Source organism: Undibacterium sp. RuRC25W (assembly GCF_049339825.1).
GTDB lineage: Bacteria > Pseudomonadota > Gammaproteobacteria > Burkholderiales > Burkholderiaceae_D > Undibacterium.
On the sequence record NZ_JBMPPD010000017.1, the window covers coordinates 26,573 to 52,451 of the forward strand.

Sequence of the window (25,879 nt, forward strand, 5' to 3'; positions counted from 1 at the left end):
TTAACAACGCCACACTAAGTCAAATAAAGTCACTTAATGCGCATCAATATTCAGTTCAAGGACCGCGTTGGCATCGCGCATGAGATTTTAGCCGTACTGGCCAAGCGTGGGTTAAACGTGGTAGCGGTCGAGGTCGATCCACCGCACATTTATATTGATAGTCCTGAGCTGCTGGAATACATGCTGCCCGACCTGCAGGAGGATTGCCGCAAGGTCAAAGGGGTGGGTAATATACAGGTGCTCGATGTGCTTCCTGGTATTCGCCGCCGCTTGCATCTTGACACGGTCATGGCTGCGATGGAAGACCCAGTATTGGCGATTGATGGTAGTGGTCGCATCATGATTGCTAACGCCGCTGCATCAGCGGTAGCAGGCACCGATGATGCTACCTTGTGCAGTCTGACCTTGAGTCAGATTCTGGATGATCCAGAGATTGAGCGTGAACTGATCGACGCTGGTTTCCGCCTTCCTAGCCGAGAAGTTACGTTGAAGGGCGAGCCGTTTTTTATGGAAGTGACGCCAGTCTCAGAACCTCTCATCCTTGAATTAGCTCCATCGGGGCGCTCAGTTGGTGCTGTCTTAAGCTTTCATACGCCGGCGCGGATTGGTGGCCGTTTGCACGCTTTACAGAACTCGGCGGGTAATGGGTTTGAACTCATTATTGGCGAGTCAGAACAAATTCGTTCCTTAAAAATTAAAGCAGCCCGCGTCGCTGTCGTTGATGCCCCGCTACTCATTACTGGCGAAACAGGTACAGGTAAGGAACTGCTTGCGCAAGCCTGCCATGGTATGAGTCCCCGAGCAAATGCCCCCTTTCTTGAACTGAACTGCGCTGCCTTGCCAGAAAGTTTGGCTGAGAGTGAATTATTTGGTTATATGTCGGGCGCATTTACTGGCGCGCAACGCGGCGGTAAGCCAGGCTTGTTTGAAATGGCGGACGGTGGTACGGTGTTCCTTGATGAAATCGGAGAGATGTCGCTGTACTTACAAGCGAAACTGTTGCGATTCTTGAATGACGGTAAATTCCGACGCATTGGCGGCGATAAAGAAATCAAGGTCAATGTGCGCATTATCAGCGCCACGCACCGCAATTTAAGAAAAATGGTGCAAGAGGGTTTATTTCGCGAAGATTTGTTCTATCGCTTAAATGTGCTGCATCTGGAAGTGCCCGCATTGCGTGACCGTCCTGATGATATTTTGCCTCTGGCTCGCCATTTTATTGAGCGTGCATGTACGCAATCACAAAAACCGGTGTGTCGCCTGAACTCATCTGCTTGTGCTGTACTGGTATCGAACCGCTGGCCAGGTAATGTGCGACAACTGCAGAACGTGATCTTTCGCGCTATTACCATGTCAGATCAGCGCGTTCTTGATGCTGCGGATCTGGATTGGGCAGAGGGCAGCATCAGTGCAGACGAAGTCAATCTCGACACCACCGAAAATTGGGAATTGTCAGTCAATGCTTTTGAGCAATCCTTGCTGGAGCGACTCTATCCGCAATATCCATCAAGCCGCAAACTCGCGGCAAGGTTACAAACATCGCACTCGATGATTGCAACAAAACTACGTAAATATGGAATTCCGGCCAAGCGTTAAAGCACTTGTTCAGAGCTTAATGCAGCTCTTCGCCTTCAGGATCTTCAGGTAGATTGACTGCTGGAATCGTGTATTTTTCTTCTGCCCAAGCACCCAAATCAATTTGCTTGCAGCGGTCAGAGCAAAATGGACGATAACGGTTTTCAGTCGTCCACTCGACTTTGTTTTGACAAGTAGGACAGTTTACAAAGGTAGCCATGTTCAGGTGTTTCAGAGGTCAGAAATTACAGAGGGTCAGATCAAACGGGATGTCATTTTCAAACGCTTTGGGTTTCATATCGCCATCCTGCGACATATAACGTATCCACAACATATATTTGTTGGCTGAAATTTCTGGAATAGCGCCTAGTTCACGATTTACACCGACACGCAATAACTGATAAACCTTGCCTTGTAGCATTTGTTGGTAACTACCTGCTTGCGCGATGACCTTCGTTGTCGAGCCTGATTCGCGCAGCAAACGCAGAACGACATTGATAGCATCAAACAAGGGAGCAATCGGGGCAAACCATGCAGAAATATCGGCAAAGCGTTTTTCTGCTGAGTTTTTCTGCCAGGCATAATAACTTGGTAGATCAAACTCGCACGCACCACCAGGAATAATCGTGCGGCCGCGAATACTCATTAGCCATTCGTTATCACGGATATTTTGTCCAGTTTTTCCAGTACAGGCGATCAGCGAGGTACTGGCGCGATCAACGTCTTCCAGCACTTTATCGAGCATTTCCGCTTGAACGTTCGGATTCGATTTAAAACCAATGAGGGTGTGTTTCTGACGTTCTAGTTCTTGCAATAAATCAGATTTAAGGTCAGCACGACCTGCCACTTCCAACATTTCGAAAATGGTTGCGAGTGCAACATGATGTTGCAGCGGATCGGATTGATGGAGGAAAAATGTAAATTTTTCATACAGGTCTTCCAACCGCAGAAGCGTGCGAATACGCTCGTTGAAAGGGTATTCGTAAACAATCAAAATAGTGTCCCTGTTTTAAATTTGTTCAAATCTGAACTTCACATGATTCTGAACCATACGCTTGAAAATTACAAACATCATGTAAAGTTTTTTTGTCTCTGACGTGTTAAAAGCAGATCGATCAACCCTTTAGAGGCTGATATTCATTGTTCAGCCGAAATCGTCATGTTCTTGGCTAGCTTGAGGTATTGCTCATGCAGTTCCTTGACCCGCTGTTTGACAACACTCAGATCTGCTTCATTTTCGATAATATCATCCGCGGCGGCAAGACGTTGCTCTCTGCTTGCTTGTGCCCGCATGATAGACTGAACTTGTTCGAGGCTTAAGTTATTTCTTTTCATGACCCTAGTAATCTGAGTCTCCTCCATGCAATCGACAACGGCGATGCGGTTGACGCGCTGGCGCCAGTTCCCTGACTCGACCAGCAAGGGTACCGCGAAAATCGCATAGGGACTGCTTGCGTCGGCAGCTTGTTTTTCACATTGTTGACGTATCAGCGGGTGCAGAATCTGTTCCAGCTTTTTTTTGGCTTTGCTGTCATTAAAAACTAGTTCACGCATCCAGCTTCGGTTCATGGCACCCGTTTCGGCAATGGCCGCATTACCGAACGTCTGACGAATAGCGGGGATAGCTAATCCCTCGGGAGTGGTCAACTGGTGTGCGATGGCATCGGTATCAATGATCGCAATCCCTAATTGCTGAAACATATCTGTGACTGTGGTTTTACCGCTGCCGATACCTCCTGTCAGGCCAATCGCAAATGGCGAAGAGCGATGCGAAGACATCAGATATAACCCAGATATAGTTGCGTTAATTGCTTTCCCCAGATCAGCGCGATCAACCCTGCACCGGCGAGGTAAGGGCCGAATGGTAATGGTGTATCTTTACCCAATTTAGCGAGCACTATCATCGTTAGTCCGACGGCTGCACCAACGATAGAGGAGAGCAAGATAATGACTGGCAACATGCTCCATCCCATCCATGCACCCAGCGCCGCCAATAGTTTAAAATCGCCATACCCCATGCCTTCTTTACCAGCGATCAGCTTGAATGCCCAATAAATTGACCACAAGGATACATAACCGAAGGCTGCACCAATGACAGCCGATGGCAAAGAAGAGAACGTGCCGTTAAGATTGACCAGCAAACCCAGCCACATCAGACTCAGTGTCAAGTCATCTGGCAACAGATGCGTATCTGCGTCGATCATGGTCAAGGCAATCAGCATAAAGCCAAAAACCATGGCAGACAGACCCGCGATACCGCTTCCAAAATGCCAAATCATACTCGCCGAGAGAAAGCCAGTAGCCAGTTCGACTAATGGGTAGCGGATAGAAATAGGTGCCTTACAACCACGGCATTTACCGCCAATTGCTAGATAGCTAATGACAGGAATGTTTTCCATGGCGCTGATCTGATGCCCACAATGGGGGCATGCCGAGCGGGGGATAACGAGATTGTATGGCGTTGTATGAGGTAGCTCTTTTCCTGTTTCATGGGCAACAAAATTTTCAGCTTCATGTTGCATCATCTTCGGAAGCCGATAAATCACAACATTTAAAAAGCTACCAATCAGCAACCCGAAAATCCCAAAAATGATCGTACAAAAGGTGTTTTCGGGTAGCTTTAAAAAAAGTTCCTGTAGCATCAGACAACGGATCCTAATTTAAAAATTGGCAAATACATCGCCACAACCAAGCCACCGATGACCACACCCAAGATGACCATGATGAGTGGTTCCATTAAACTCGAGAGTGACGCGACTGCTTCATCGACTTCTTCTTCATAAAAATCAGCTACTTTACCCAGCATGCTGTCGAGGGCACCAGACTCTTCACCGATGGCAACCATTTGCGTCACCATGTTCGGAAATAAATTCGTGTTTTGCATAGCAACAGTGAGGCTGGTACCTGTGCTGACCTCTGTCTGAATTTTAATGGTGGCATCCAGATACACGGCATTGCCCGAGGCGCCGCCAACAGAATCAAGAGACTCTACCAACGGTACACCCGCCGCAAACATGGTCGACAGTGTTCTGGTCCAGCGGGCAATCGTCGCTTTTCTGATGATGGCGCCAAAAATAGGTAATTGCAGCAAAATACGGTCCATCGCACGTTGCATTTCTAGCGAGCGCCGCCATGTCTGAAAGAAGAAGTACAACGCACCAAAAATCGACCCAAAAATCAGATACCAGTAACTGACGACAAAATCAGAAATGGCCATCACAACCAGGGTGGGCGCTGGTAAATCAGCACCAAAGCTGGAAAAAACCTGTTTAAATGCAGGTACCACGAAAATCATAATCACAGCGGTAACCGCAAACGCGACAGAAAGAATGGCAATCGGATAGGTCAGCGCCGATTTGATTTTCTTTTTAATAGCGAGCGTTTTTTCTTTATATATCGCAAGACGGGTCAGTAAGTCTTCGAGAATACCCGCTTGTTCACCAGCGCCGACTAGGTTGCAAAAAAGTGGATCAAAATAGAGCGGGAACTTACGGAAGGCCTGATTCAGACTGGTACCGGTTTCTACGTCACCACGGATATCCTGCAACAATTTTGAAACAGAGGGGTTGGCATTGCCTTTTGCCACAATATCGAAAGATTGTAAAAGCGGTACACCAGCTTTCATCATGGTCGCTAATTGGCGCGTGAACAAGGTGATGTCAGCATCAGTGATCTTTTTCCCTGAGCTGTAACTCTTTTTCTTCAGTTTGGTCACCAGAATACCCTGGCGACGTAACGTGGCGTTTACAATCGCCTCACCGCCGGCCCGTAGCTCACCCTGCACCGTTTTGCCAAATTTATCTTTACCTTCCCAAGCATAGATTACTTCTTTTACTGGTTTGATGGTCTTGGCGGAATTAGTTGCCATGTGACTGCTCTCCGATTATTCGTTGGTACATCCAAGTACTTCTTCTAGGCTGGTGAGGCCTTGTTTAACTTTCATCAGACCTGACTGGCGTAGGTTCCTGACGCCGTCGCGCTGTGCTTGCTCTTCAATTTCCATTGCACTACCGCTGGCGAGAATGATGCGTTCGATAGCGTTAGTGATGGGCATGAGCTGATAAATACCAACCCGACCTTTGTATCCATTACCACTGCAACGTTCACAGCCGACTGGTTCATAAGGTTTCCAGCTACCATCAAGCTCTTCTTCTTTAAAACCAGCCTGAATGAGAACTTCATCCAGAATTTCTGCGGGACGCTTGCAACTACACAGGCGGCGGGCCAGCCTTTGTGCGGTAATCAAAATCACTGATGATGCAATGTTAAACGGTAACACGCCCATGTTCATTAAGCGTGTCAGGGTAGAAGGTGCATCGTTGGTATGTAAAGTTGAAAATACCATGTGACCTGTTTGCGCCGCTTTGATAGCGATATCTGCTGTTTCAAGATCACGAATCTCACCGACCATGATCACGTCAGGATCTTGACGCAAAAATGACTTTAGTGCAACGGCAAACGTTAAGCCAGCTTTATCGTTAACGTTAACTTGGTTCACCCCTGGCAAGTTAATCTCTGCCGGATCTTCCGCCGTTGAGATATTGATGCCTGGCTTATTGATCACGTTGAGGCAGGTGTAAAGTGATACCGTTTTACCAGAACCGGTAGGCCCGGTAACGAGTACCATGCCGTAAGGACGCTGGATCGCGTTTAACAAAATTTCTTTCTGATCCGCATCGTAACCAAGTGCATCAATACCCATTTGTGCTTGCGATCCATCAAGGATACGCATAACGATTTTTTCGCCAAATAGAGTTGGTAATGTGCTGACACGAAAATCGATCGATTTTTTTGCGTTCAGTTGCAGCTTCATACGACCGTCTTGAGGTACGCGCTTCTCTGAAATATCTAATTTTGAGATAACCTTGATTCGCGACGACAGCTTGTCTTTGATGGCTAACGGCGGTTGGGCTATTTCGCGCAGTTCACCGTCAACTCGGAAACGGATTCGGTAGAATTTTTCAAATGGTTCAAAATGCAGATCGGATGCGCCCATGTTAATCGCGTCAATCAGCATTTTTTGCAGAAATTTGACGATCGGGGCGTCATCGACCTCATTTGCCTGCGCATCGGCAGCCGCTTGACCGGTATCGTCTTCTTTGAACTCAAATTCGAAATCATCGCCAGCCAGGTCGTTGAGGCTTTGCTCCGATGTTTTGCTGATTTTTTCGAGTAACTTGGTCAGAATGTCATGTTGGACCATGACCAGTTCAATCGCCAGATTCGTCTGAAATTTGACCTGATCAATGGCAGAATTATTGGTCGGATCAGAAACAGCCAGTGTCAGCTTGTTCCCTTTCTTGGCGATTGGCACCATGCGTTGCGACTGCATCAGTTTCTGGTCAACCAGTTTTTCCGGTAGATTGCTCTCGTCGATGGCGCTCAGATCCAAGAGTGGATAGCCGAATGTTTCTGAACAAAAACTAGCAAGATCGCGTGCAGTAATGAACTCGCTCAGCAGTAGGCTATCGATGAAGGGTAGCTTTTCTGTTTGTGCTTTTTTCAAAGCAATGTCGGCTTGCGCATGATTGAGCATATTGCCTTGCATCAGGGCGCGGGCTAGTCCAGAGGTCAAAACGGGTGATGCAGAAGGTGGTGGGGCTGCTGACATAGTGACTCTAAGTGAAGGTTGCCAAAACAATCGTTGCTTCGCGATAATGCAACTGATGGGGGACTTTGTAAAGATATCCTACTTTTTTTTACATGTTCATACACTTCACGAAAAAGAATGTTGTCTTTATCTCTGCAATGGATACATTTTTTTATCCAGTCAACATCTTGACATGGTATGGCTGATGGTGGAGTGCGTCAATGACACTGTACTGAACGCATAATTGAGAACATTAGTACATGTGATGAGACAAATGAAGACTCCCGGCGCCATATGAAATGCGGCCGGAAGTGATTGAAAATAATTTTAGTGATTGCGGTGAACGGCAAAGTGGCTTAGCGCCAATAATGCTGTTTTATAGGGAGATTCTGGCAGAGATTGCATTGCGGAGGAGGCGCGTTCAGAGGCAAGTACGGCCTGCTTTGTCGTGTAATCTAGGGCGCCAGAGTTCGTAATCGCAGTCAGAATGGCATTGAATTGTGATTCGTCACCCTGCTCAATACACAGTCGTACCAATTCTTTTTCTGCATTAGATCCATATTTCATCAGGTAAATCAGTGGTAGCGTTGGCTTGCCTTCGCGCAAATCATCACCAACATTTTTACCAATGTCTGCCGCGTTACCGGAGTAATCCAGGACATCATCAATCAACTGGAACGCCGTTCCTATGCAGCGTCCATATTCGGCAGCCGCGCTGATTTGCTCTTCGCTAGCACCTGCAATCAGGGCACCAATTTCTGCTGCTGCTTCAAATAATTTCGCGGTTTTAGAGCGGATGACCTGTAAGTATCGTTCTTCCGTTACATCCGGATCATGCATATTGAGCAATTGTAAAACTTCGCCTTCAGCAATCACGTTGGTTGCGTCAGCTAGAATCTGCATGACACGCATACTGTTGATTGACACCATCATCTGGAACGCACGGGAATAAAGGAAGTCACCGACGAGGACGGATGCTGCATTGCCAAACAACGCATTCGCCGTTTGGCGACCGCGACGCAGAGAGGACTCATCAACGACGTCGTCATGCAGTAATGTTGCTGTATGGATAAACTCAACGATCGCTGCTAGTTCATGGTGATGCTTGCCTTGATAGTTGTAGGCATTGGCGACCAGTAGGACTAACACTGGGCGAATACGCTTTCCCCCAGCACTGATGATATATTCAGCGATCTGATTGACGAGGGCAACGTCGGAGTGAAGCTGCTGGCGAATAACTTGGTTAACCGCCGACATGTCCGTGGCAATCACGTCGGTAATAGGGTTCTGTTGTACGGTGGCAGACAAGGGGTAATCCTGCTATTTAATCCAAGACGCCGAGATTATACGATGTTGTGATCAAATTTGCTCTGCTTAACAAAGCTAAAAAGCAGGTGTTTTCATGCTTTAACTCAACTGGGTGCGATTTTTATACATTTGAAATTGTTTTTCTGCTGAAAAAATATGCAAATTATTTTTGACGACATGCTTAAGTCTATGTATAATTTGGGGTTTTCCCGAATTCCTAAGTAAAGTTCTGATGCAAGGAAAGAAAATCCTTTTATTTATTCGATGAGGTTTCACATGTACGCGGTCATAAAAACCGGAGGCAAACAATACAAAGTTGTCGCTGGTGAAAAACTTAAAGTAGAACAGATACCTGCAGACATTGGCTCCGAATTCACCATTGATCAAGTACTCGCTATGGGTGCTGGAGAAACCATCAAGTTTGGTACTCCGTTGGTTGCAGGTGCTACGGTGCTGGTTAAGGTAATAGATCACGGTCGTCACGACAAAGTGCGCATTTTCAAGATGCGTCGTCGTAAGCATTACCAGAAGCGTCAAGGCCACCGCCAAAACTTTACTGAACTGCAAATCGTATCTATCAACGGTTAATCGTCAGATTACCTGTTTATTACCAGTATCCAAGGAGCTATTAAATGGCACACAAAAAAGGCGGCGGCACCACGCGCAACGGCCGTGACTCAGAGTCAAAACGCTTAGGCGTTAAAGTTTACGGCGGCCAAGCAATCAATGCTGGCGGTATCATCATTCGTCAACGCGGTACACGTGTACACGCTGGTGAAAATGTTGGTATGGGCAAAGACCACACTTTATTCGCTCTGATTGACGGTAAAGTACAATTCGCAATCAAAGGTGCTAATAAGCATCAATACGCGATTGTTGTTGCAGCTTAAGTTTTGAATTAATTCAAAACCAGGCGCAAGCCAATACGACAAAAGGCTCTGCCATTGGTAGAGCCTTTTTAGTTTCGAGAGATCCTGTATAAATCGGTTGCTCTCCCATTTTTGGACGCGAGCGCGTACATAAAATTAAAACTTTGCATTTGCTTCTGCCTGACTAAAATAACTTTTTCAGGTTTCTATTGCACTTGTTTTGATTCGACAATGGAATCCCCTCTGGGTAGCAACGATTTATACAAGCTTTTTTAGGTGCTTAAAAATGAAATTTATTGACGAAGCCAGAATTGAAGTCATCGCCGGTGATGGCGGTAATGGTGTTGCCTCATTCTGTCGTGAGAAATTCCGCCCATTTGGTGGTCCAGATGGTGGTGATGGCGGTCGTGGCGGCAGTATTTGGGCGGTTGCTGATCGTAATATCAACACACTGGTTGATTATCGCTATTCCAAATTACACAAAGCAAAAGACGGCGAAAATGGCCGTGGTGCTGATTGCTATGGTAAAGGCGCGGATGATATTTTTCTGCGTATGCCTGTTGGTACCTTGATTGCTGATCGCAATACTGATGAAGTAATCGCTGACTTAACTGAACACGGCCAACAAGTAGAGTTGGTCAAGGGCGGTGAGGGTGGTTGGGGTAATATCCACTTTAAAACATCGACCAACCGTGCGCCCCGTCAGCGTACTGAAGGCAAAGAAGGCGAACGCCGTGAACTGCGTCTGGAATTAAAAGTATTGGCCGACGTCGGTCTGTTAGGTTTGCCGAATGCAGGTAAATCAACGTTCATTACGGCGGTGTCCAATGCGCGTCCTAAAATTGCTGATTATCCATTTACGACCTTACACCCGAATCTGGGTATGGTACGTGTCAGCCACGAAAAGAGCTTTGTCATTGCCGATATTCCTGGGCTGATCGAAGGCGCGGCCGACGGAGTTGGTCTGGGTGTGCAGTTCTTGAAACATTTGCAACGTACTGGCTTATTGCTACACATTGTTGATCTGGCACCATTTGATGACAACGTTGATCCGGTCAAAGATGCGAAAGCTCTGATCAAAGAATTACGTAAATACGACGAAAGCTTGTACGACAAACCACGTTGGTTGGTGTTGAACAAGCTCGACGTGTTGAGTGAAGACGAGCGCAAGAAAAAAGTCAAAGATTTCGTCAAGCGTTTTGGCTGGAAAGGCCCGGTATTTGAGATTTCCGCACTGAACCGCGAAGGTTGTGAAGATCTGGTGATGGCAATCTACAAAGATATCGAAGAAAAACGCACTCAGGAACAACGTTCCCAAGAGACGCAAATGAAAGAAGAAGCACAAGGCATCTTGTCGATTGATCCAGATGATCCACGTTTCAAGGTCTGGGAAGATTAATTCATCAATCAGCGACTTTTATTGCAGTTGATGTGTGATTTCTAAAAAGCCTGCATAGCATTGCTATCAGGTTTTTTTTTCGCTTATTGATCAGATGAATTTGTTGTTAAAGAATGTCATTAAAGTAATTATTCGAGATATTTGGCAATGAAAATTTAATATACCTAAATTAAATTTAGAATATTCATCAAGTATCAACATAAAGTATAATTTAAAGCTTTCTTGCCTCCTACAAGGTTTCATTTTCACTATGCATTCTGTGATTCAGCAAGCCAAGCGGCTGATTATCAAAGTGGGTTCGTCGCTAGTTACCAATGATGGTAAGGGGCTCGATAGCTCTGCGATTCAAAAATGGGCAGCACAGATCGCTGCTTTACGGGCAATGGGCAAAGAAGTGGTGCTGGTCAGTTCTGGCGCCATTGCAGAAGGCCGTCAGCGTCTAGGCTTTGACAAGCGACCGACGGGAATTCATGAACTACAGGCCTGTGCTGCGGTCGGTCAGATGGGGTTGGCACAAATTTACGAAAGCAGTTTCCGCGCGCACGGTCTTGGTACCGCACAAATTTTACTGACGCATGCCGATCTGGCTGATCGCGAGCGCTATCTGAACGCGCGTTCAACGTTATTTACATTACTGCGTTTTGGTATCGTTCCTATCATTAACGAAAACGATACGGTGGTGACCGATGAAATTAAATTTGGTGACAACGATACGCTCGGTGCACTCGTCGCCAACTTAATTGAAGCAGATGCCTTGATTATCCTGACGGATCAGCGCGGGTTATATACCGCGGATCCACGTAAAAATCCGGATGCGCAGTTCGTCCATGAAGCAAAAGCGGGTGACCTGTCATTAGAATCGATGGCGGGTGGTGCTGGATCCAGTGTCGGTAGCGGCGGTATGCTGACGAAAATTCTGGCCGCCAAACGAGGCGCAAAATCCGGTGCCCATACCGTTATTGCCTGGGGGAGAGAAGAGAATGTGCTTGTGCGTTTGGCACAAGGAGAGGCCATTGGGACGCAATTAATTTCCGAGATGGCGCCCCTAGCAGCCCGTAAACAATGGATGGCAGATCATCTGCAAACGGCTGGTCAGATCACATTAGATGCAGGTGCAGTTCAAAAGCTGACCAAGGAAGGCAAATCCTTGTTGCCGATTGGTGTACTGGAGGTATCCGGCGAGTTTGGGCGGGGCGAGTTGGTGACTTGCGTCGATGAGGCCGGACGGACAATCGCTCGGGGTTTATCCAATTATGGTAGCGCTGATGCCCGCAAAATTAAGCGTAAGCCTTCCGCTGAGATTGAAGTTATTCTGGGCTTTGTGGAGGAACCCGAATTAATCCACCGTGATAATCTGGTGATTGTTTAAATAATTGCATGCCATCAGTTGAATCATCGCTGTTCGAAATAATAAAGGGGAGCAAGTTAAGTTGCTCCCCTTTATTTATGTGGTGACGACTGACCGATCTAGCGCGAATTCACTGAGGATGAACCTTGCCCTTGGAGTCGGTTCACTAGATAGGGTGCTTTGCCTGCAACGGTCGTTCCATCGCAAAAAAACTCCGTAAATAAAATATGGTGCTGTTTATTGACACCAGTATTGGAGATCCGGTCCCATTCGTTGCGGCGTGAGCGCGACCAGGTGCCGTCAGCCCGACCGAACGCATAGAGCTTATGCTCGTAAGTTTCACACCGGATCGCTTCATAACTGATGTTTTTTGCCCCAGAATTATTACTTGCTATCAGCGTATAGCGCACTGTGCCATCGCTGGCGACGCTGACTGAAGGCTTATCGATGGCAAACGATAAATTGCTACCTTTATAAAAAAAGACCAGATTTTCCGGCTTTGGTGCTGGCGGTAGTTCCAATGCCACCTCTGTCCAGGTTTTTTCCGTCTCATCAGGTGGAGATGCCGTTTGCGTTGCCTGTCCAGCATGACAAAGGGTAGCGCTGCTAAGCAATGCAGCGCTCACCCACAGAGATTGTCCAAGCAATCGCTTAAAGGAACTGAGTGAGATTTGTTTGAAATAGTGCATAAGCTATTTATGTTCTTCCTGTTCAATAGTTGGCGCTTCGATGTTCTTCTCCGCCGCTTTGCCCACGTTTCGTGGAGAACGATGCCGTGTACCGCCAGAATTATCGCTTCTGTGAATGTAACGCGACAGTTCTTGCAATGCGAGCTGGTATACCCCGCGCTTGAACTCAATGACAACATCGAGCGGAACCCAATATTCGTGCCAGCGCCATGCGTCAAATTCAGGGTGATTGCTGGCGCGCAGATTGACGTCACAATCGCGTCCTACCATTCGTAACAAAAACCAAATCTGTTTTTGGCCACGGTAGTGCCCACGAATTTCACGTTTTATAAAATGATCTGGGACCTCATAACGGAGCCAGTCACGGGTGCGGCCGATAATTTTGACATGCTCCGGCAGCAGGCCTGTTTCTTCTTCCAATTCTCGAAACATCGCCTGCTCAGGAGATTCGCCATACTTAATCCCGCCTTGTGGAAATTGCCAGGAGTGCTCGCGCACACGCTTTCCCCACCAGACTTGATTGTTGGCGTTAAGCAAAATTATGCCAACGTTAGGGCGGAAGCCTTCACGATCTAGCATATCTAACCTCAAAACTTTCTGTGGCTAAATGGCTTGTCTGTGCAATTGAACCTGTTGTAAAGCGCCGTTACGTCAAAAAGTGAGCCCAATTTTTAGCGGGCAACAGCCAGTCTGGCGAACAAAACGCAGTTTCCTTCATCAAATATGCAAAGAGTGGGCGCATTAGCCAGCTAATCCTTTAAAATTGAGTTGATTATAACCTTCCATTTAAAAAGAATCACTGTCATGCGAGCTACTCGATTTTTTATTTCTACACTTAAAGAAGCCCCTGCCGATGCCGAAGTCGTCAGCCACAAACTGATGATGCGCGCTGGGATGATTAAACGTCTTGGTTCGGGCATCTACAATTACATGCCGATGGGCTTGCGTGTCATCCGTAAAGTGGAAAATATTATCCGCGAAGAAATGAACCGTGCCGGCGCGATCGAAATGCTGATGCCCGTCGTCCAGCCTGCAGAATTGTGGCAAGAGACCGGCCGCTGGGACAAAATGGGGCCTGAGCTGATGCGTGTGAAAGATCGCCATGGTCGCGATTTTATTATCCAACCAACATCAGAAGAAGCGATTACCGACGTTGTGCGCTCGGATATTCGTTCCTATCGTCAGCTGCCTGTGAATTTTTACCACATTCAGACAAAATTCCGTGATGAGCGCCGCCCACGCTTTGGTCTGATGCGTGGCCGTGAATTCACCATGAAAGATGCGTACTCTTTTGACCGTAATGTAGAAGGTCTGAAGCAGTCGTACCAAATCATGTTTGATGCTTACACTCGTATTTTCCAGCGTTTTGGCTTGCAATTCCGCGCAGTGGCTGCTGATAACGGTGCCATCGGCGGTTCTGGCTCCCATGAATTCCACGTGATTGCCGAAACCGGTGAAGATGCCTTGGTATATTGCCCAACCTCCGATTACGCCGCCAATATGGAAGCAGCTGAAGCGCTCGCGCTCAGTGCGGAGCGTCCCGTAGCAACTGCGGCGCTGACCAAAACAGCAACACCAGGCAAAGCCAAATGTGAAGATGTAGCGCAATTCTTGAGTATTCCTCTGCAGAACACCGTTAAATCCATCGTTCTGACTGTTGAAGACGAAGAAAAAGGCGAAGCTGGTAAACAAGTCTGGCTATTGCTCTTGCGCGGTGATCACGAACTCAATGAAGTGAAGACAGCGAAAGTACCTGGCCTGGCCAACAATCGCATGGCGACCGAAGTCGAGATTATCGAATGGTTCGGTACGAAACCAGGTTATCTGGGGCCGATCAACACCAAAAAAGCAGTGCATATCGTGGCAGACCGTACCGTTGCGAACATGGCTGATTTTGTGGTCGGTGCAAACGAAGCGGACTTTCACTTTACCGGCGCGAACTGGGTGCGTGATATTCCCGAAGGCTTGGTGGCAGATTTACGTAATGTTGTAGATGGCGATCCTTCACCAGACGGCAAAGGTGTATTGGCGATTCAACGTGGTATCGAAGTAGGTCATGTGTTCCAATTGGGTACCCGTTATTCTCAAGATATGAAGGCAACCTTCCTCGATGAAAACGGTAAGCCACAACTGTTGCAAATGGGGTGCTACGGAATAGGCGTGACGCGTATTTTGGGTGCGGCGATCGAACAGAATTTTGATGATAAAGGCATTATCTGGCCGACGTCGATCGCGCCGTTTGAAGTCGTGATCTGCCCAATGGGCATGGACCGCAGCGAAGCCGTTAAAACCGAGACAGAGAAGTTGTATCAAGGTTTGCTGGCCGCAGGCGTAGATGTGATTCTGGATGACCGTGGTGAGCGTCCTGGTGCGATGTTTGCTGACTGGGAATTGATCGGTGTACCTCACCGTGTGGTGATTGGTGATCGCGGTCTCAAAGATGGCAAGTTGGAATACGTTGGACGCCGCGATGCAGAAGCGACCATCGTTCCGGTCGAAGAGATGCTGGCATTTGTTCAGGCTAAACTGGCACCTGCTGCCTGAATTTTGTCTGAACGCTAGCTGCGGCCTGCTTGACAGTGATGGAATGACGAAGTTGAGGGGTGGGGTTGGATGTATATCATCTAAGGATGACCCAATTACTCTCTTCGTTATCCTCCGCGAAGGTGTAGTGTCTGGTGGTATGTCAATGCTCGTTCGCGTGCAATGAATTTAATTGATAGCAATACGCACATCCCTTCTTCTGCGAAATAATTGAAAGTGAAGTTGATCTCAGCCCGTTTTTTCTTTCTGCTAATGAGCACCGTCGTGCTCAGTTTTTGCAATGTATCCGAGGTGCTGGCTGGCAACCAGAAAGAGGAAGCTCTCGCCGATTCTGTGCGATTAGCCTTATCTAAAGCTGTGTCGGATGCCAGTCCACCCAAACCAATTTTTAAGAACATTGATGAGCGTATCAAATATCTAGACTGGCTTGGCGAAATGTCAGTACGTTTAAAACGCCGCATTCCTGATTATCAGACGCGTATAGAATTGCTCGAAACTATTTGGTACGAGTCCAAACGCGCCGGTCTTGATCCCGCTATGGTGATGGGTTTAATGCAGGTCGAATCGGCATTCCGTAAATATGCCACGTCGGTGGTCGGCGCCCGCGGCTACATGCAAGTCATGCCGTTCTGGTCGCGCTCGATTGGTGACGGAAATGCCAAAATGCTGTTTAAGATGCAAACCAATCTACGTTATGGCTGCGCCATTTTACGCATGTATATCGACATGGAAAAAGGCGACTTATATTTAGCGTTAGGACGTTACAACGGCAGTCGGGGCAAACCAGAATATCCGAACGCCGTGCTAGCGAATTGGAAGAATTGGGAATATAAAAAATGATGACAACGGATGCAATACGACATTTTTCATTTAACAACGAAAATAAGTTATTGCAACCATTGATTATTGTTTTACTGATGGTCGCCCATGTCGCAATTGTCGAGATTGTTCTCTCACTACGTCACGCCACTCTGGATGAGAATAGGCAAGGTGAGTCTCGTGAAACGCGATTGATCTTGCTTTATCACTCGTATCCTTCACATCTGCCATCTCTCCAAGCTCTTCAACAACGAGTACCACCTCTGATCATCTCGTAACACGCCAGCTAGCAACATCGTCGGCTAACGCCGTGGATCAGCCACAGCAAGTCCCCACCCAATCATCCGCGACGCCTCCCGCCCACCTCTGAATAAAACAGCGTAGATCTGCCCTCAGCATCCAGAGTCACGGTGATTAACCGAGATATCCGGCGTATTTATAAAGATCTCGATCAGGACCTCAGAAAGGACTTTCCAAACAGAATTGCGCAAGAGTTTGTCGCAGCCAAGGGTTCCTATGAAAGCTTCAGAAAAAATGTCACTGCAGCAGCGAAGGCGCATGAACTGGTTGAAAAAACGTATACAACGTCCGATGGCACCCTGGTGACTAAGGTGACCTCTGGCTTAGGTTCTTATTGTGTGTATCATCGCCTAACCCAGTCGGTGGTGTCACTATCATTGAACGTGAAGGGAAGGGGATGAGGGTTGTGAACTGCTAAGGGCAACGAGGTTGGTGACGTACACGAGTAAATGAATTTTTAGGACATCAGATGAGTGTTGCCATATCCAAACAAAAATGCCCGCGCGATGCGGGCATTTTTGTTTGGGATGGGATGATTAACTACGTCCCATTAAGTCTCCCAAAGCAACTTTGGTTCACTGGTACTGAAAAATCAGGACAGGTGACCAGAAATGAGTTTAGTCATTTCAAACATGGATACTTGCTTCTTGCCGCCGAAAACAGCTTTCAGTTTGTCATCCGCGTTGATGTTGCGTTTGTTTTCTGCATCTTGCAGGTTATGCTTCTTGATGTATTCCCATACTTTTTTAGTGACTTCAGTACGAGGAATTGCCGCTGCGCCGATGACTGCTGCCAATGTTGGAGAAATCGTCATTGGTTTCATGAACGCTGCGTTTGGCTTACGTGCTGCTGCTGGCTTAGCTGCGGCTTCTTTTTTAGGCGCTGCGGCTGCTTTAGCTGCTACTGGCTTTTTTGCCGCTGCGGCTGGTTTTGCTGCTGTTTTAGCTGCTGGTTTTTTTGGTGCTGTTGCCATAAATAGCCTCCTTCACAAATTTCGTGGACGGAGCTTTGATCATTGTTGAAAAGCTCCTGCATTGCGTCACTTTACGCATTGCTAATAGTGGTGGGGTTTTTACGGTGATGCAAGTGTTTTTTGTGGGTTTTTGATGAAAAAAGGCGAGAAATCTAGCTTCGTTGGATTTAAGTGCAAAAAAACGCCGTATCTGAAGGGTTTTCCCTCTGATACGGCGTTTTTTGTCGACCGATTTTGCAGATGGAAAATCAGCGTTTTCCGGGCATCATTCCCTTCATGCTGCGCAACATTTTCATCATGCCGCCACCACGCAGTTTTTTCATCATGCTTTGCATTTGTTCAAATTGGGCAAGCATTCGGTTGACTTCTTGGATTTGAACGCCTGCACCAGTGGCGATACGGCGTTTGCGGGATGCCTTGATCAATTCGGGCTTGGCGCGCTCCAAAGGTGTCATGGAATTGATCATGCCTTCCATTCGGCGTACCTGTTTTTCAGCCTGATCCATATTGGCACCCGCTGCCGCTTGTTGCATTTGCGCTGGCAATTTATCCATTAAGCCTGACAATCCGCCCATGTTTTTCATTTGCGATATCTGCATCTTGAAATCATTGAGGTCGAATTTGCCACCGTCTTTGAGCTTAACCGCCAGATTCTGCGCGGCAGCAACGTCCATGCCCTTTTGAGCGGACTCCACTAACGCCAGAATATCACCCATACCCAGCACGCGATTGGCCATGCGGGTAGCGTCAAAGGCTTCCAGACCATCGAGTTTTTCAGCGACACCAACGAATTTGATCGGTTTGCCTGTGACATGGCGGACGGACAATGCGGCACCACCGCGTGAGTCACCATCCAACTTGGTCAGTACAACACCTGTCAGTGGCAGGGCATCGTTAAATGCTTTTGCCGTGTTGACCGCATCCTGACCCAGCATCGCATCAACGACGAACAGGGTTTCGATAGGATTGACGGCGGCATGGACGGCTGCAATCTCTTGCATCATGGCTTCATCAATACCTAGGCGGCCCGCGGTATCGATGATCAGGACGTCGTGATAGTGTTTTTTTGCAAAATCGAGTGCAGCGAGGGCAATGTCAACTGGTTTCTGATCCGGTGTCGACGGAAAAAAGTCGGCACCGACTTGTTCCGTCACCGTTTGTAGCTGTGCAATCGCCGCAGGACGGTAAACGTCAGCAGAAACGGTCAATACTTTTTTCTTCTTCTGTTCACGTAAAAATTTAGCCAGTTTGCCGACGGTCGTGGTTTTACCTGCACCTTGCAAACCTGCCATCAAAATGATGGCGGGTGGCTGACAAGCAAAGCTGAGTTGTGACGCTTCTTCGCCCAGATCAGCCCCCATCAACGCTGCTAGCTCTTTTTGAACCACGCCAACCAGTGCTTGGCCCGGTGTCAGAGAGGAAATAACCTCTTCACCCAAGGCTTTTTCTTTGACGCGGGCGATCAGATCACGGACGGCAGGTAAGGCAACGTCGGCTTCGAGCAACGCCATGCGGACTTCTCGCAGCATTTCTGCGGTATTGGATTCGGTCAGGCGAGCTTCGCCGCGCATGGTCTTGACGACTTTGGCGAGGCGTTGGGTAAGGGTATCAAGCATAGCGAAGAATAAATTTTCTTTTAAAAATAGACATGATTGCCGTGGCTAAGCGAATGCACCGTCTAGGCGCACCCATCAAGCTGCAAATTAATCAGGCATTTTACCCGATCATGGACGCTTGCCGTCGCAAATCGCTTGCTCAAGGGTGCTTTTTAATGGAGTGATGCGTGATGTGACGTAAGACAGACAATGCATTTTTGCAGAAGTACAAACTTTACATCGAGTTCAGCTATGATAGTGCGTCAATAAAAATGCACGTGACCGAAGCGCGATTTATATCGCCATCGTTGTCGTGGTAAATATCCGTCACCACGAGCAACACCATAAGCAACACTATAGGTAACGTTGACAGCTGAGCGCTAGGTCCAATAATAAACAAAGGAGATACAAATGATCACGAAATTCATCAGAAAATTTGCCGTTAGTGCTGTGATACTCGGGGGTATAGCTGTGTTTGCAACTCAGGTCGAGGCGCAGGAAACAGTGCGTTTAGGTAATCTCAAATTTGCACACTACGGCGCCGTTTCATATATCAAAGAAATCGCGCCAAAATGCGGCATCAAGGTGGATGAACGGGTGTTTCCGAAGGGGCTTGATGCCATGCAGGCGGTAATTGCCGGTGAGCTGGACGTGGCCGCGGTTTCTTCAGAGGCAGTGATTTCAGCCCGTGCCAGCGGCACGCCGATTTATCTGGTCGCTGGTTTTGCGAAAGGTGGCGTGCGTCTGGTTGGTCGTAGTGATTTGCCTGTAAAAACGGTGAAAGATTTAAAAGGCAAAAAAGTTGGCGTCACGCGTGGCGGTATTCAGGATATTCTGCTGGCCGCTGAATTGTCACAAAATGGGCTGACGTATTCCGATCAGCCTGGTAAAGATGTGCAAATTATTTATCTGGGATTCCCAGATCTGAATCAGGCCTTAATGGGTAAGAATATCGATGCCATGATGCAATCGGAGCCATATTCATCGCAGGCAATCAGTAAAGGTTTTGGTAAAGAGATCATTAAGCCTTATGACACCGCCATTGGCGAGCCAGTTCGTACCATGGTGATGACAGAAAAATTCTATAAAGAGCACCGCCCACTTGCTGACAAGTTTATGCGCTGTTTTGTTGAATCGACCAAAATGTTTATTGATAACAAGGCATTGGCTGAAAAGTATGTTCGTGAAAACATGTTTAAGGGCCAGGTCAGTCATGAAGATTTTATCAATGCGATCGAGAACTCGCCCTATACCTATGACATTACGGCGGAGCACATTCAGACCACGACCGACTTAATGCAGAAATATGGCGTCGGAAAAATGACCAAACCACCAGTGGCCAAAGACTGGGTAAAAACCGATCTGTTAGACCAGGCAAAGAAAAGTCTGAATATTCAATAAGAATGACGTATGGGGTTGCGTCTCTGACGGAAGTCTTTTTCTAGTTGTCAACATAGTAGGAAGTGATTATGAAATTGAAGTGGCGTGAAATGGGGTCTGGGCTAGTCGTCCCCATTATTTTGATCGCGGTCTGGCAATTTGTAACGGCGATGGAGTGGGTGAATCCCCAAGTGTTGCCATCACCTTGGGCTGTCCTCAAAAAATGGCTTGAATATGCGTCGCCGCTGACTCCCTATGATCCTGCTGCTGGTAGCTGGATGATGTGGGTGTTCTCAGGAGAGTTGTTGCGCGATACGATGGGGACGATGTATCGCGTGATCATTGGCTTTGTTGTCGGTGCAGGACTTGCATTGCCTTTAGGGCTCGTGATGGGGTCCAGCTCCCGTGTGTATGCCTGGTTTAACCCCTTATTGCAGGTATTGCGTCCGATTCCGCCGATTGCTTATATTCCTTTGTCAATTTTGTGGTTTGGCTTAGGTAATCCACCGGCGATTTTTTTGATTTCTATCGGAGCGTTTTTTCCCGTATTAATGAACACCATTGCTGGCGTACATCATGTCGATAGCATCTACATCCGCGCGGCACGCAACCTTGGTGCGAGTCAGTCAACGATGTTTATCCGAGTCATCTTGCCTGCTGCGGTGCCGTATATTTTGTCGGGAGTACGAATTGGTATCGGGACGGCTTTTATTGTCGTCATTGTGTCAGAAATGATCGCCGTCAATAACGGATTGGGGTTTCGGATTCTGGAAGCTCGTGAGTATTTTTGGTCTGACAAAATTATTGCCGGCATGATTAGTATCGGCATGCTCGGCCTCGCAATTGATGTTGCGATGAATAAGCTCAATAAACATTTATTGCGTTGGCACCGCGGATTGGAAAATTAAGATGATGAATCCTATGTCTACGCAAATCAAGATAAGTGGAGTCAATAAGATATTCACGACGGCTGACAAAGAAGTGATTGCATTACGCGACATTCATCTAGAGATTCCTGAGGGGCAGTTTGTATGTTTGTTGGGGCCGTCAGGCTGTGGCAAATCGACGCTGTTGAACGCTATCGCTGGTTTTGCTTTACCTACCAGCGGTACGATTGTTGCTAATGATGTGCAAGTCAAACAGCCAGGGCCAGACCGTGGCATGGTATTTCAGGAATATGCGTTATTTCCTTGGATGACGGTAGAGAAAAATATCGCTTTTGGGCTTGAGATTAAAGGTATGAATCCCGCTGATATCGAACGCCGAGTGAGTGATTTGTTGCACATGTTAGGGTTGCAGGATTTCAGACAACGTTATCCCAAAGATTTATCCGGCGGCATGCGTCAGCGGGTTGCCATTGCACGCGTGCTGGCACTGGATTCGCCGATTATGCTCATGGATGAACCATTTGGTGCGTTGGATGCTTTAACCCGACGCAATTTACAGGATGAGTTATTACGTATCTGGTCAGAACTCAAAAAAACCATCATCTTCGTGACGCATAGTATCGAAGAGGCGATTTATCTGGCTGACAGGGTAGTTGTGATGACGTATCGTCCCGGCACGGTGAAGAAAGATATTCTCATCGATTTGCCGCGCTTACGTGATCCGTCGACAACAGCGTTTAACAACCTCAAGCGTGAACTGAGTTTGTTAGTCATGGAAGAGCAGCAGCGACATCATCATGATGAAATGAAACTGGGTGCTGTTGATTGATCTTGTCAGCGGTGTGCGTGTTGTGAAAAGACATGATCAAAGTGAGTGTAGATTGATGTAAGTAGATACATCCCCCAGTACCGTTTGCAACCCTATATAAAATATGGACAACAAGCGTGTTTTTATTATTTCGAGGGGGAGTATCTTGCTTATACGATATTTGTTATCTTGCGTTACAAGTAAGCTATCATGATCAAATAAGCAGCAACCACAATCGCCCTGATTTGCGTTACAGTGCGATCAAGCTCATTTGCTTTACCCTCGTGCCGCAACGTGTAGGGTCGAGAGCTAATTATCACTAATGGCTTGCTGGCAAAATTTGTCAAAAAATACCAATCAATCTACAACAACGGGTTGTCGTCAGATTTTGTGCTCTGATTTCGCACGATATTGACGAAAATCGCTCAATAAAATTCGCATTTGACGGACTTTTTGTCTAATATAAAAAGTAGGAAAGTTTAAGGAGTTTTTGATGGACGTTGGCACGCTTGGTCTTTCTGGGCAAACAACTGCGGCGGTACCGTTTGTATACGTGCAAAGCGGTTCGGGCATTGATACGTCGGTTGGTGCTGCTTCACTGCCTACGTCATCGTTACAGGCGCAGGGTGCTTCTGTATCTGCGAGTTCCTCCAACCCTAGCATGATAACCTCGACGTCAGCTTCTGAGTCAGCATCACTACAAAAAACAGCCGCTTCCCTGAATCAGAATTCTCAGCCGCAGTTTGGTAGCATCGAATTCACTGTTGACCAGCAGTCCAATAAAATGGTACTCAAAGTTGTCGATCAAGAAACTAAGCAGGTGTTGCTGCAAATTCCTTCTAAAGAAGCGTTGATTCTGTCTGAAACCATCGGTAACGGTGGTAGTGGCAGCTTAATTCACGAATCAGCTTAAATTTACCGACACCGATTACGCCAGATTACATTGGCTGTAATTGGTATAAATCGTTTCTATTTCTCGTTGGCAGTACTAGAAGCGTGTCGCGCTTATATCGCGCATTTCAACCAACGGACTGGCGTGGTAAACGGTCAGTAATTTCTACAATGCAATCGAGTGCCGCCAGCGCATCATGGATCATTTTTTCTGCCATTAACTCATCTTGTGCTGCAATAAGCATTGGTGCACTGATACAGAGCCGTACAGCACTGACAGGAACGCCAGACCGTTCGCCACATAACACGGGTTGACCGAGTTGAAAACGGTGCTGTTGCAATGAGGTTATGGGGGGATGCTGAAGCTGTTGATAGACTGTGACTGCTTCGCTCCGTGTCAGCGGTCGGGGCGTCCGATTATTCAAGCATTGATAGATGATAAACGGGAAAATGGTTTGTTCCTCATCCCAGCTTCCTTGGCTGGCAATCGCACTCCGGTCCAGTGCCGGATTTGGTACTAGCTCAAAATGAGGATCCTGGTGTAGGCGATTGCTGATGGCATCTTTAAAACGTCTTAAAAAAAACTGTAGTTGCGTCTCTTTTAATTGTGAAAATAGGCGTAATTCTGCCATCGCGGCTTCCCATCGTAACAGCAGACCAAAATTTGTACCTGCCCTTAGATGGCGTGTTGCTGGATAACCTGCCGGCCATTCACTGGCATGGGAATAAGCACGCACACCTTCGTCTAAAACCAATTGATTGCATGCTCGAGAAAATGTCGCTGGAATCAATAACGCGCCAGAAAATGTTGGGCCACCCAAAAATTTTGATCCGGTTAAGGCGACACAAAAATCCTCTGCCAGATAAGCACGAATCGTCTTTGGAGAGAGACGGAATTGACAAGCATCGACAATGACATAGATTTGCTCAGGCCATTGTTGACGCAGTTTTTTGATGGCAGCAATCCTTGGAAAAATCATGCCAGTTTTGCAGACATCCGTCAGGATCAACAATATGCGTTTATTTTCTTTTGCCGCACTTTCTGCCGCCGTAGTCAGCTCCGCTTCGACGAAATCTGCCTCACATGGGTATCCACTCAGATTGCGTGCTGTCAACGTCTTTAAGTCACCTTGCCATCGACCGACATGGCCTGTTCCGGCCGACCCGCCAGTGCACGTAGAGTCGCTACTGAAATGTTTTCCTGTTAACGCGGCGGCTAACCCACTGCCGGTTTCTGCAGGATCGATCATCAAAGTCAGATCTGGTTGCAGCCATTGAGCGAGGAGTAAGTGGATATCGGTACCTGAGGCTGCTAAGAGTGCGTCTACGTGATGGTTTTCAGTGATGCCGCAGAGTGACAATAGTTCGGATCGCAAGGCGACAATCTGCTGCGAATAAACTTCTTCGAGACTTGCATTCTGGAGTAGCGCAGCACAGCGATCCCGTAAGGCGTGGGCTGCCGCCATGCCGCGTTCAGAAATGGTCGACGCCGTCGATGAACCCAACGCTATTAATCCAGCATCGGGTAGAACACTGCACCCATATTTATTCAGACCTGTCTGTGGGTCCGGCACGATTCTTGAATCACCGCCTGAGGCTAATAATTCTGTTGTCGACGGAAACGCGATCATGGATGCTCGGCAACGTCATTCGTTATTGGCAAACGGGCATTTTCGAGCATTTGGCGAAATGCATCAAACACCTTTTGCATCGCTGGTTTTTTATAAGGATACATATCAACCGGATCCATGGCATGGACGACCATCGCGTTGTCGACTTCAAAAATCAACAGATTGCCGTCTTGTGTTTCTGCGCAATCAATACCGAGATATTGCATCCCCATTCGCTCATAGATTATGCGCAATGCATCAGTATGCCGCTTGGCGAATTGCTCATCAAAGTGTGCCATGCATTCTGCTTCTTCGGCGCGTTTTTCAGGGCTTTCACTCATGCCAGCGTTTAGGTAGTGAATCATCCAGTGTGATGAAATCGCAAAATGGCAGACGAATGGCTTACCTTCAATCAGCGCCACGCGATATTTGCGGAACAAGCCATCAGCACTGCGATAATCAACGAAACGCGATAGGTAAAAATAGTCAGCACCAACGCGCTCGAGATAAGGGATTAGGTCAGTTGGCGTATCTATCTTGTCGAGATCTTTACCTGCGTGGGATCCCAACGGGCGTACGATGAGCGGAAAGTGATCGTCGGGTAGCAAGCTTGAAATGGCAATCATGCCGATACCTAGTTGCCCCAATGTTGCACGGTCTGTGCGGACGGTGACTGGCATGTCGATCCCAGTGCAATGGCTGAGTGCAGCGCATACACCATCACGTGACAGGCGGGCAATATGTTCAGGTCGGTTAATCACCGGACGTGGCCAATTGGCCGTCATTAATCCAACCTGATGCAGTAGAGGTTGGTTTGCTTCAGACTCGGCGATGCCGACGAGCATGACATCGTGATCAGGAACCGTATCAGGCCAGTCTTCATCGAGCGTCAAATATAAAATATCCAGCGCAACGTCGGAGTCTTCAATTAAAAATTCAATCGGCGTATTTGCCATCAGATCACCAGGACCCATGAGCACAAGCAGTCGAATACCCAGCTCGGATCGTTGCGCTGGCAAAGAGTACAAAGCTTGTGTCTTGATTGCTTGCGCTTGCATGGCCAGTGCCAGATCATGATGACCAGTGAGTTGCAAATACACTGAACAATCCATCAACGCATGGGCATCATGAACGTTTTCTTCCGCGCGCTTGAGAAGTGCTTCACCAATTGGCTGCATATTTTCATTGGCAAATGCACTCCGCATCAGCGGCGCTACACCAATCAATGGTCCAAATGCCTGGGATGCATAGTGAAGACGATCAGACATATTCTTCCTTCTCGGTAATTGAGGTG

Annotated in this window: 26 protein-coding genes; 13 read left to right on the forward strand and 13 right to left on the reverse strand. The window is 47.5% G+C overall.

The window, feature by feature from the left end:
* Window positions 1-36: 36 nt before the first annotated feature.
* Window positions 37-1,596: a sigma-54-dependent transcriptional regulator gene (locus ACO0KV_RS09610; RefSeq protein ID WP_423042212.1), complete on the forward strand. Its 1,560-nt coding sequence runs from the start codon at window positions 37-39 to the stop codon at window positions 1,594-1,596.
* A 16-nt stretch (window positions 1,597-1,612) separates the two neighbouring features.
* Here ACO0KV_RS09610 and ACO0KV_RS09615 read toward each other — a convergent pair whose 3' ends face one another.
* From ACO0KV_RS09615 to ispB, 7 genes are all read right to left on the reverse strand, one after another.
* The gene (locus tag ACO0KV_RS09615; RefSeq protein ID WP_423042214.1) at window positions 1,613-1,795 is read right to left on the reverse strand and encodes a DNA gyrase inhibitor YacG; all 183 of its coding nucleotides are present in this window, start codon (window positions 1,793-1,795) and stop codon (window positions 1,613-1,615) included.
* 18 nt (window positions 1,796-1,813) lie between these two features.
* Window positions 1,814-2,569, reverse strand: coding sequence for a cell division protein ZapD (gene zapD / locus ACO0KV_RS09620; protein WP_423042216.1), 756 nt, complete (start codon window positions 2,567-2,569; stop codon window positions 1,814-1,816).
* Between the two features lie 143 nt (window positions 2,570-2,712).
* A complete protein-coding gene (gene coaE / locus ACO0KV_RS09625) occupies window positions 2,713-3,354 on the reverse strand; it encodes a dephospho-CoA kinase (protein WP_423042218.1) in 642 nt (213 codons plus the stop codon).
* Window positions 3,354-4,217 (reverse strand): prepilin peptidase, encoded by an 864-nt coding sequence (locus tag ACO0KV_RS09630; RefSeq protein WP_423042220.1) that lies wholly within the window; start codon window positions 4,215-4,217, stop codon window positions 3,354-3,356. Before ACO0KV_RS09630 ends, coaE begins: the two co-directional genes overlap by 1 nt.
* Window positions 4,217-5,443, reverse strand: coding sequence for a type II secretion system F family protein (locus tag ACO0KV_RS09635; protein ID WP_423042222.1), 1,227 nt, complete (start codon window positions 5,441-5,443; stop codon window positions 4,217-4,219). The genes ACO0KV_RS09630 and ACO0KV_RS09635 overlap by 1 nt, the downstream gene beginning before the upstream one ends.
* A gap of 15 nt (window positions 5,444-5,458) precedes the next feature.
* Window positions 5,459-7,186 carry a type IV-A pilus assembly ATPase PilB gene (pilB, locus tag ACO0KV_RS09640; protein ID WP_423042224.1) on the reverse strand — a complete coding sequence of 576 codons (1,728 nt, stop codon included), beginning with the start codon at window positions 7,184-7,186 and terminating at the stop codon, window positions 5,459-5,461.
* Window positions 7,187-7,492: 306 nt separating this feature from the next.
* Window positions 7,493-8,473: an octaprenyl diphosphate synthase gene (gene ispB, locus ACO0KV_RS09645; protein WP_423042226.1), complete on the reverse strand. Its 981-nt coding sequence runs from the start codon at window positions 8,471-8,473 to the stop codon at window positions 7,493-7,495.
* Window positions 8,474-8,749: 276 nt separating this feature from the next.
* Here ispB and rplU point away from each other — a divergent pair, with 276 nt between their 5' ends.
* The 4 genes from rplU to proB all read left to right on the forward strand — a co-directional run bounded on the left by rplU (window position 8,750) and on the right by proB (window position 12,110).
* Window positions 8,750-9,061 (forward strand): 50S ribosomal protein L21, encoded by a 312-nt coding sequence (rplU, locus tag ACO0KV_RS09650; protein WP_186911318.1) that lies wholly within the window; start codon window positions 8,750-8,752, stop codon window positions 9,059-9,061.
* Window positions 9,062-9,105: 44 nt separating this feature from the next.
* Window positions 9,106-9,363 (forward strand): 50S ribosomal protein L27, encoded by a 258-nt coding sequence (rpmA, locus tag ACO0KV_RS09655; RefSeq protein ID WP_186911319.1) that lies wholly within the window; start codon window positions 9,106-9,108, stop codon window positions 9,361-9,363.
* 265 nt (window positions 9,364-9,628) lie between these two features.
* Window positions 9,629-10,741 carry a GTPase ObgE gene (gene obgE / locus ACO0KV_RS09660; protein ID WP_422991098.1) on the forward strand — a complete coding sequence of 371 codons (1,113 nt, stop codon included), beginning with the start codon at window positions 9,629-9,631 and terminating at the stop codon, window positions 10,739-10,741.
* Between the two features lie 250 nt (window positions 10,742-10,991).
* Window positions 10,992-12,110, forward strand: a complete 1,119-nt coding sequence (gene proB / locus ACO0KV_RS09665; RefSeq protein WP_423042228.1) for a glutamate 5-kinase — start codon at window positions 10,992-10,994, stop codon at window positions 12,108-12,110.
* A 98-nt stretch (window positions 12,111-12,208) separates the two neighbouring features.
* Here proB and ACO0KV_RS09670 read toward each other — a convergent pair whose 3' ends face one another.
* Together ACO0KV_RS09670 and ACO0KV_RS09675 are read right to left on the reverse strand one after the other, a co-directional pair.
* Window positions 12,209-12,778, reverse strand: coding sequence for a CNP1-like family protein (locus ACO0KV_RS09670; RefSeq protein ID WP_423042230.1), 570 nt, complete (start codon window positions 12,776-12,778; stop codon window positions 12,209-12,211).
* Between the two features lie 3 nt (window positions 12,779-12,781).
* On the reverse strand, window positions 12,782-13,357 hold the full coding sequence (locus tag ACO0KV_RS09675; RefSeq protein WP_423042232.1) for an RNA pyrophosphohydrolase: 576 nt from the start codon (window positions 13,355-13,357) through the stop codon (window positions 12,782-12,784).
* 225 nt (window positions 13,358-13,582) lie between these two features.
* On the opposite strand from ACO0KV_RS09675, the gene ACO0KV_RS09680 reads away from it, so the two are divergent.
* The 4 genes from ACO0KV_RS09680 to ACO0KV_RS09695 all read left to right on the forward strand — a co-directional run bounded on the left by ACO0KV_RS09680 (window position 13,583) and on the right by ACO0KV_RS09695 (window position 16,842).
* Window positions 13,583-15,322: a proline--tRNA ligase gene (locus tag ACO0KV_RS09680; protein ID WP_423042234.1), complete on the forward strand. Its 1,740-nt coding sequence runs from the start codon at window positions 13,583-13,585 to the stop codon at window positions 15,320-15,322.
* Between the two features lie 252 nt (window positions 15,323-15,574).
* Window positions 15,575-16,162 (forward strand): lytic transglycosylase domain-containing protein, encoded by a 588-nt coding sequence (locus ACO0KV_RS09685; protein WP_423042297.1) that lies wholly within the window; start codon window positions 15,575-15,577, stop codon window positions 16,160-16,162.
* Window positions 16,159-16,419: a hypothetical protein gene (locus tag ACO0KV_RS09690; protein ID WP_423042235.1), complete on the forward strand. Its 261-nt coding sequence runs from the start codon at window positions 16,159-16,161 to the stop codon at window positions 16,417-16,419. Before ACO0KV_RS09685 ends, ACO0KV_RS09690 begins: the two co-directional genes overlap by 4 nt.
* A gap of 132 nt (window positions 16,420-16,551) precedes the next feature.
* Window positions 16,552-16,842, forward strand: a complete 291-nt coding sequence (locus ACO0KV_RS09695) for a hypothetical protein (RefSeq protein ID WP_423042237.1) — start codon at window positions 16,552-16,554, stop codon at window positions 16,840-16,842.
* A 191-nt stretch (window positions 16,843-17,033) separates the two neighbouring features.
* Here the strand turns inward: ACO0KV_RS09695 and ACO0KV_RS09700 are convergent, their stop codons facing one another.
* Together ACO0KV_RS09700 and ffh are read right to left on the reverse strand one after the other, a co-directional pair.
* Window positions 17,034-17,414 carry an SWIB/MDM2 domain-containing protein gene (locus tag ACO0KV_RS09700; RefSeq protein ID WP_423042239.1) on the reverse strand — a complete coding sequence of 127 codons (381 nt, stop codon included), beginning with the start codon at window positions 17,412-17,414 and terminating at the stop codon, window positions 17,034-17,036.
* Between the two features lie 248 nt (window positions 17,415-17,662).
* Window positions 17,663-19,030 (reverse strand): signal recognition particle protein, encoded by a 1,368-nt coding sequence (ffh, locus tag ACO0KV_RS09705; RefSeq protein WP_423042241.1) that lies wholly within the window; start codon window positions 19,028-19,030, stop codon window positions 17,663-17,665.
* Window positions 19,031-19,420: 390 nt separating this feature from the next.
* On the opposite strand from ffh, the gene ACO0KV_RS09710 reads away from it, so the two are divergent.
* From ACO0KV_RS09710 to ACO0KV_RS09725, 4 genes are all read left to right on the forward strand, one after another.
* A complete protein-coding gene (locus tag ACO0KV_RS09710) occupies window positions 19,421-20,410 on the forward strand; it encodes an ABC transporter substrate-binding protein (protein WP_423042243.1) in 990 nt (329 codons plus the stop codon).
* A 68-nt stretch (window positions 20,411-20,478) separates the two neighbouring features.
* Complete coding sequence (locus ACO0KV_RS09715; RefSeq protein WP_423042245.1) at window positions 20,479-21,297, forward strand: ABC transporter permease; 819 nt, start codon at window positions 20,479-20,481, stop codon at window positions 21,295-21,297.
* 4 nt (window positions 21,298-21,301) lie between these two features.
* The gene (locus tag ACO0KV_RS09720; RefSeq protein ID WP_423042299.1) at window positions 21,302-22,105 is read left to right on the forward strand and encodes an ABC transporter ATP-binding protein; all 804 of its coding nucleotides are present in this window, start codon (window positions 21,302-21,304) and stop codon (window positions 22,103-22,105) included.
* 472 nt (window positions 22,106-22,577) lie between these two features.
* Window positions 22,578-22,997, forward strand: a complete 420-nt coding sequence (locus tag ACO0KV_RS09725; protein WP_423042247.1) for a flagellar protein FlaG — start codon at window positions 22,578-22,580, stop codon at window positions 22,995-22,997.
* Between the two features lie 106 nt (window positions 22,998-23,103).
* Here ACO0KV_RS09725 and ACO0KV_RS09730 read toward each other — a convergent pair whose 3' ends face one another.
* Window positions 23,104-24,606: a hypothetical protein gene (locus tag ACO0KV_RS09730; RefSeq protein ID WP_423042249.1), complete on the reverse strand. Its 1,503-nt coding sequence runs from the start codon at window positions 24,604-24,606 to the stop codon at window positions 23,104-23,106.
* Entirely contained in the window at window positions 24,603-25,853 is a 1,251-nt protein-coding gene (locus ACO0KV_RS09735; RefSeq protein WP_423042251.1) for an ATP-grasp domain-containing protein, read from the reverse strand. The genes ACO0KV_RS09730 and ACO0KV_RS09735 overlap by 4 nt, the downstream gene beginning before the upstream one ends.
* Window positions 25,854-25,879 lie beyond the last annotated feature (26 nt).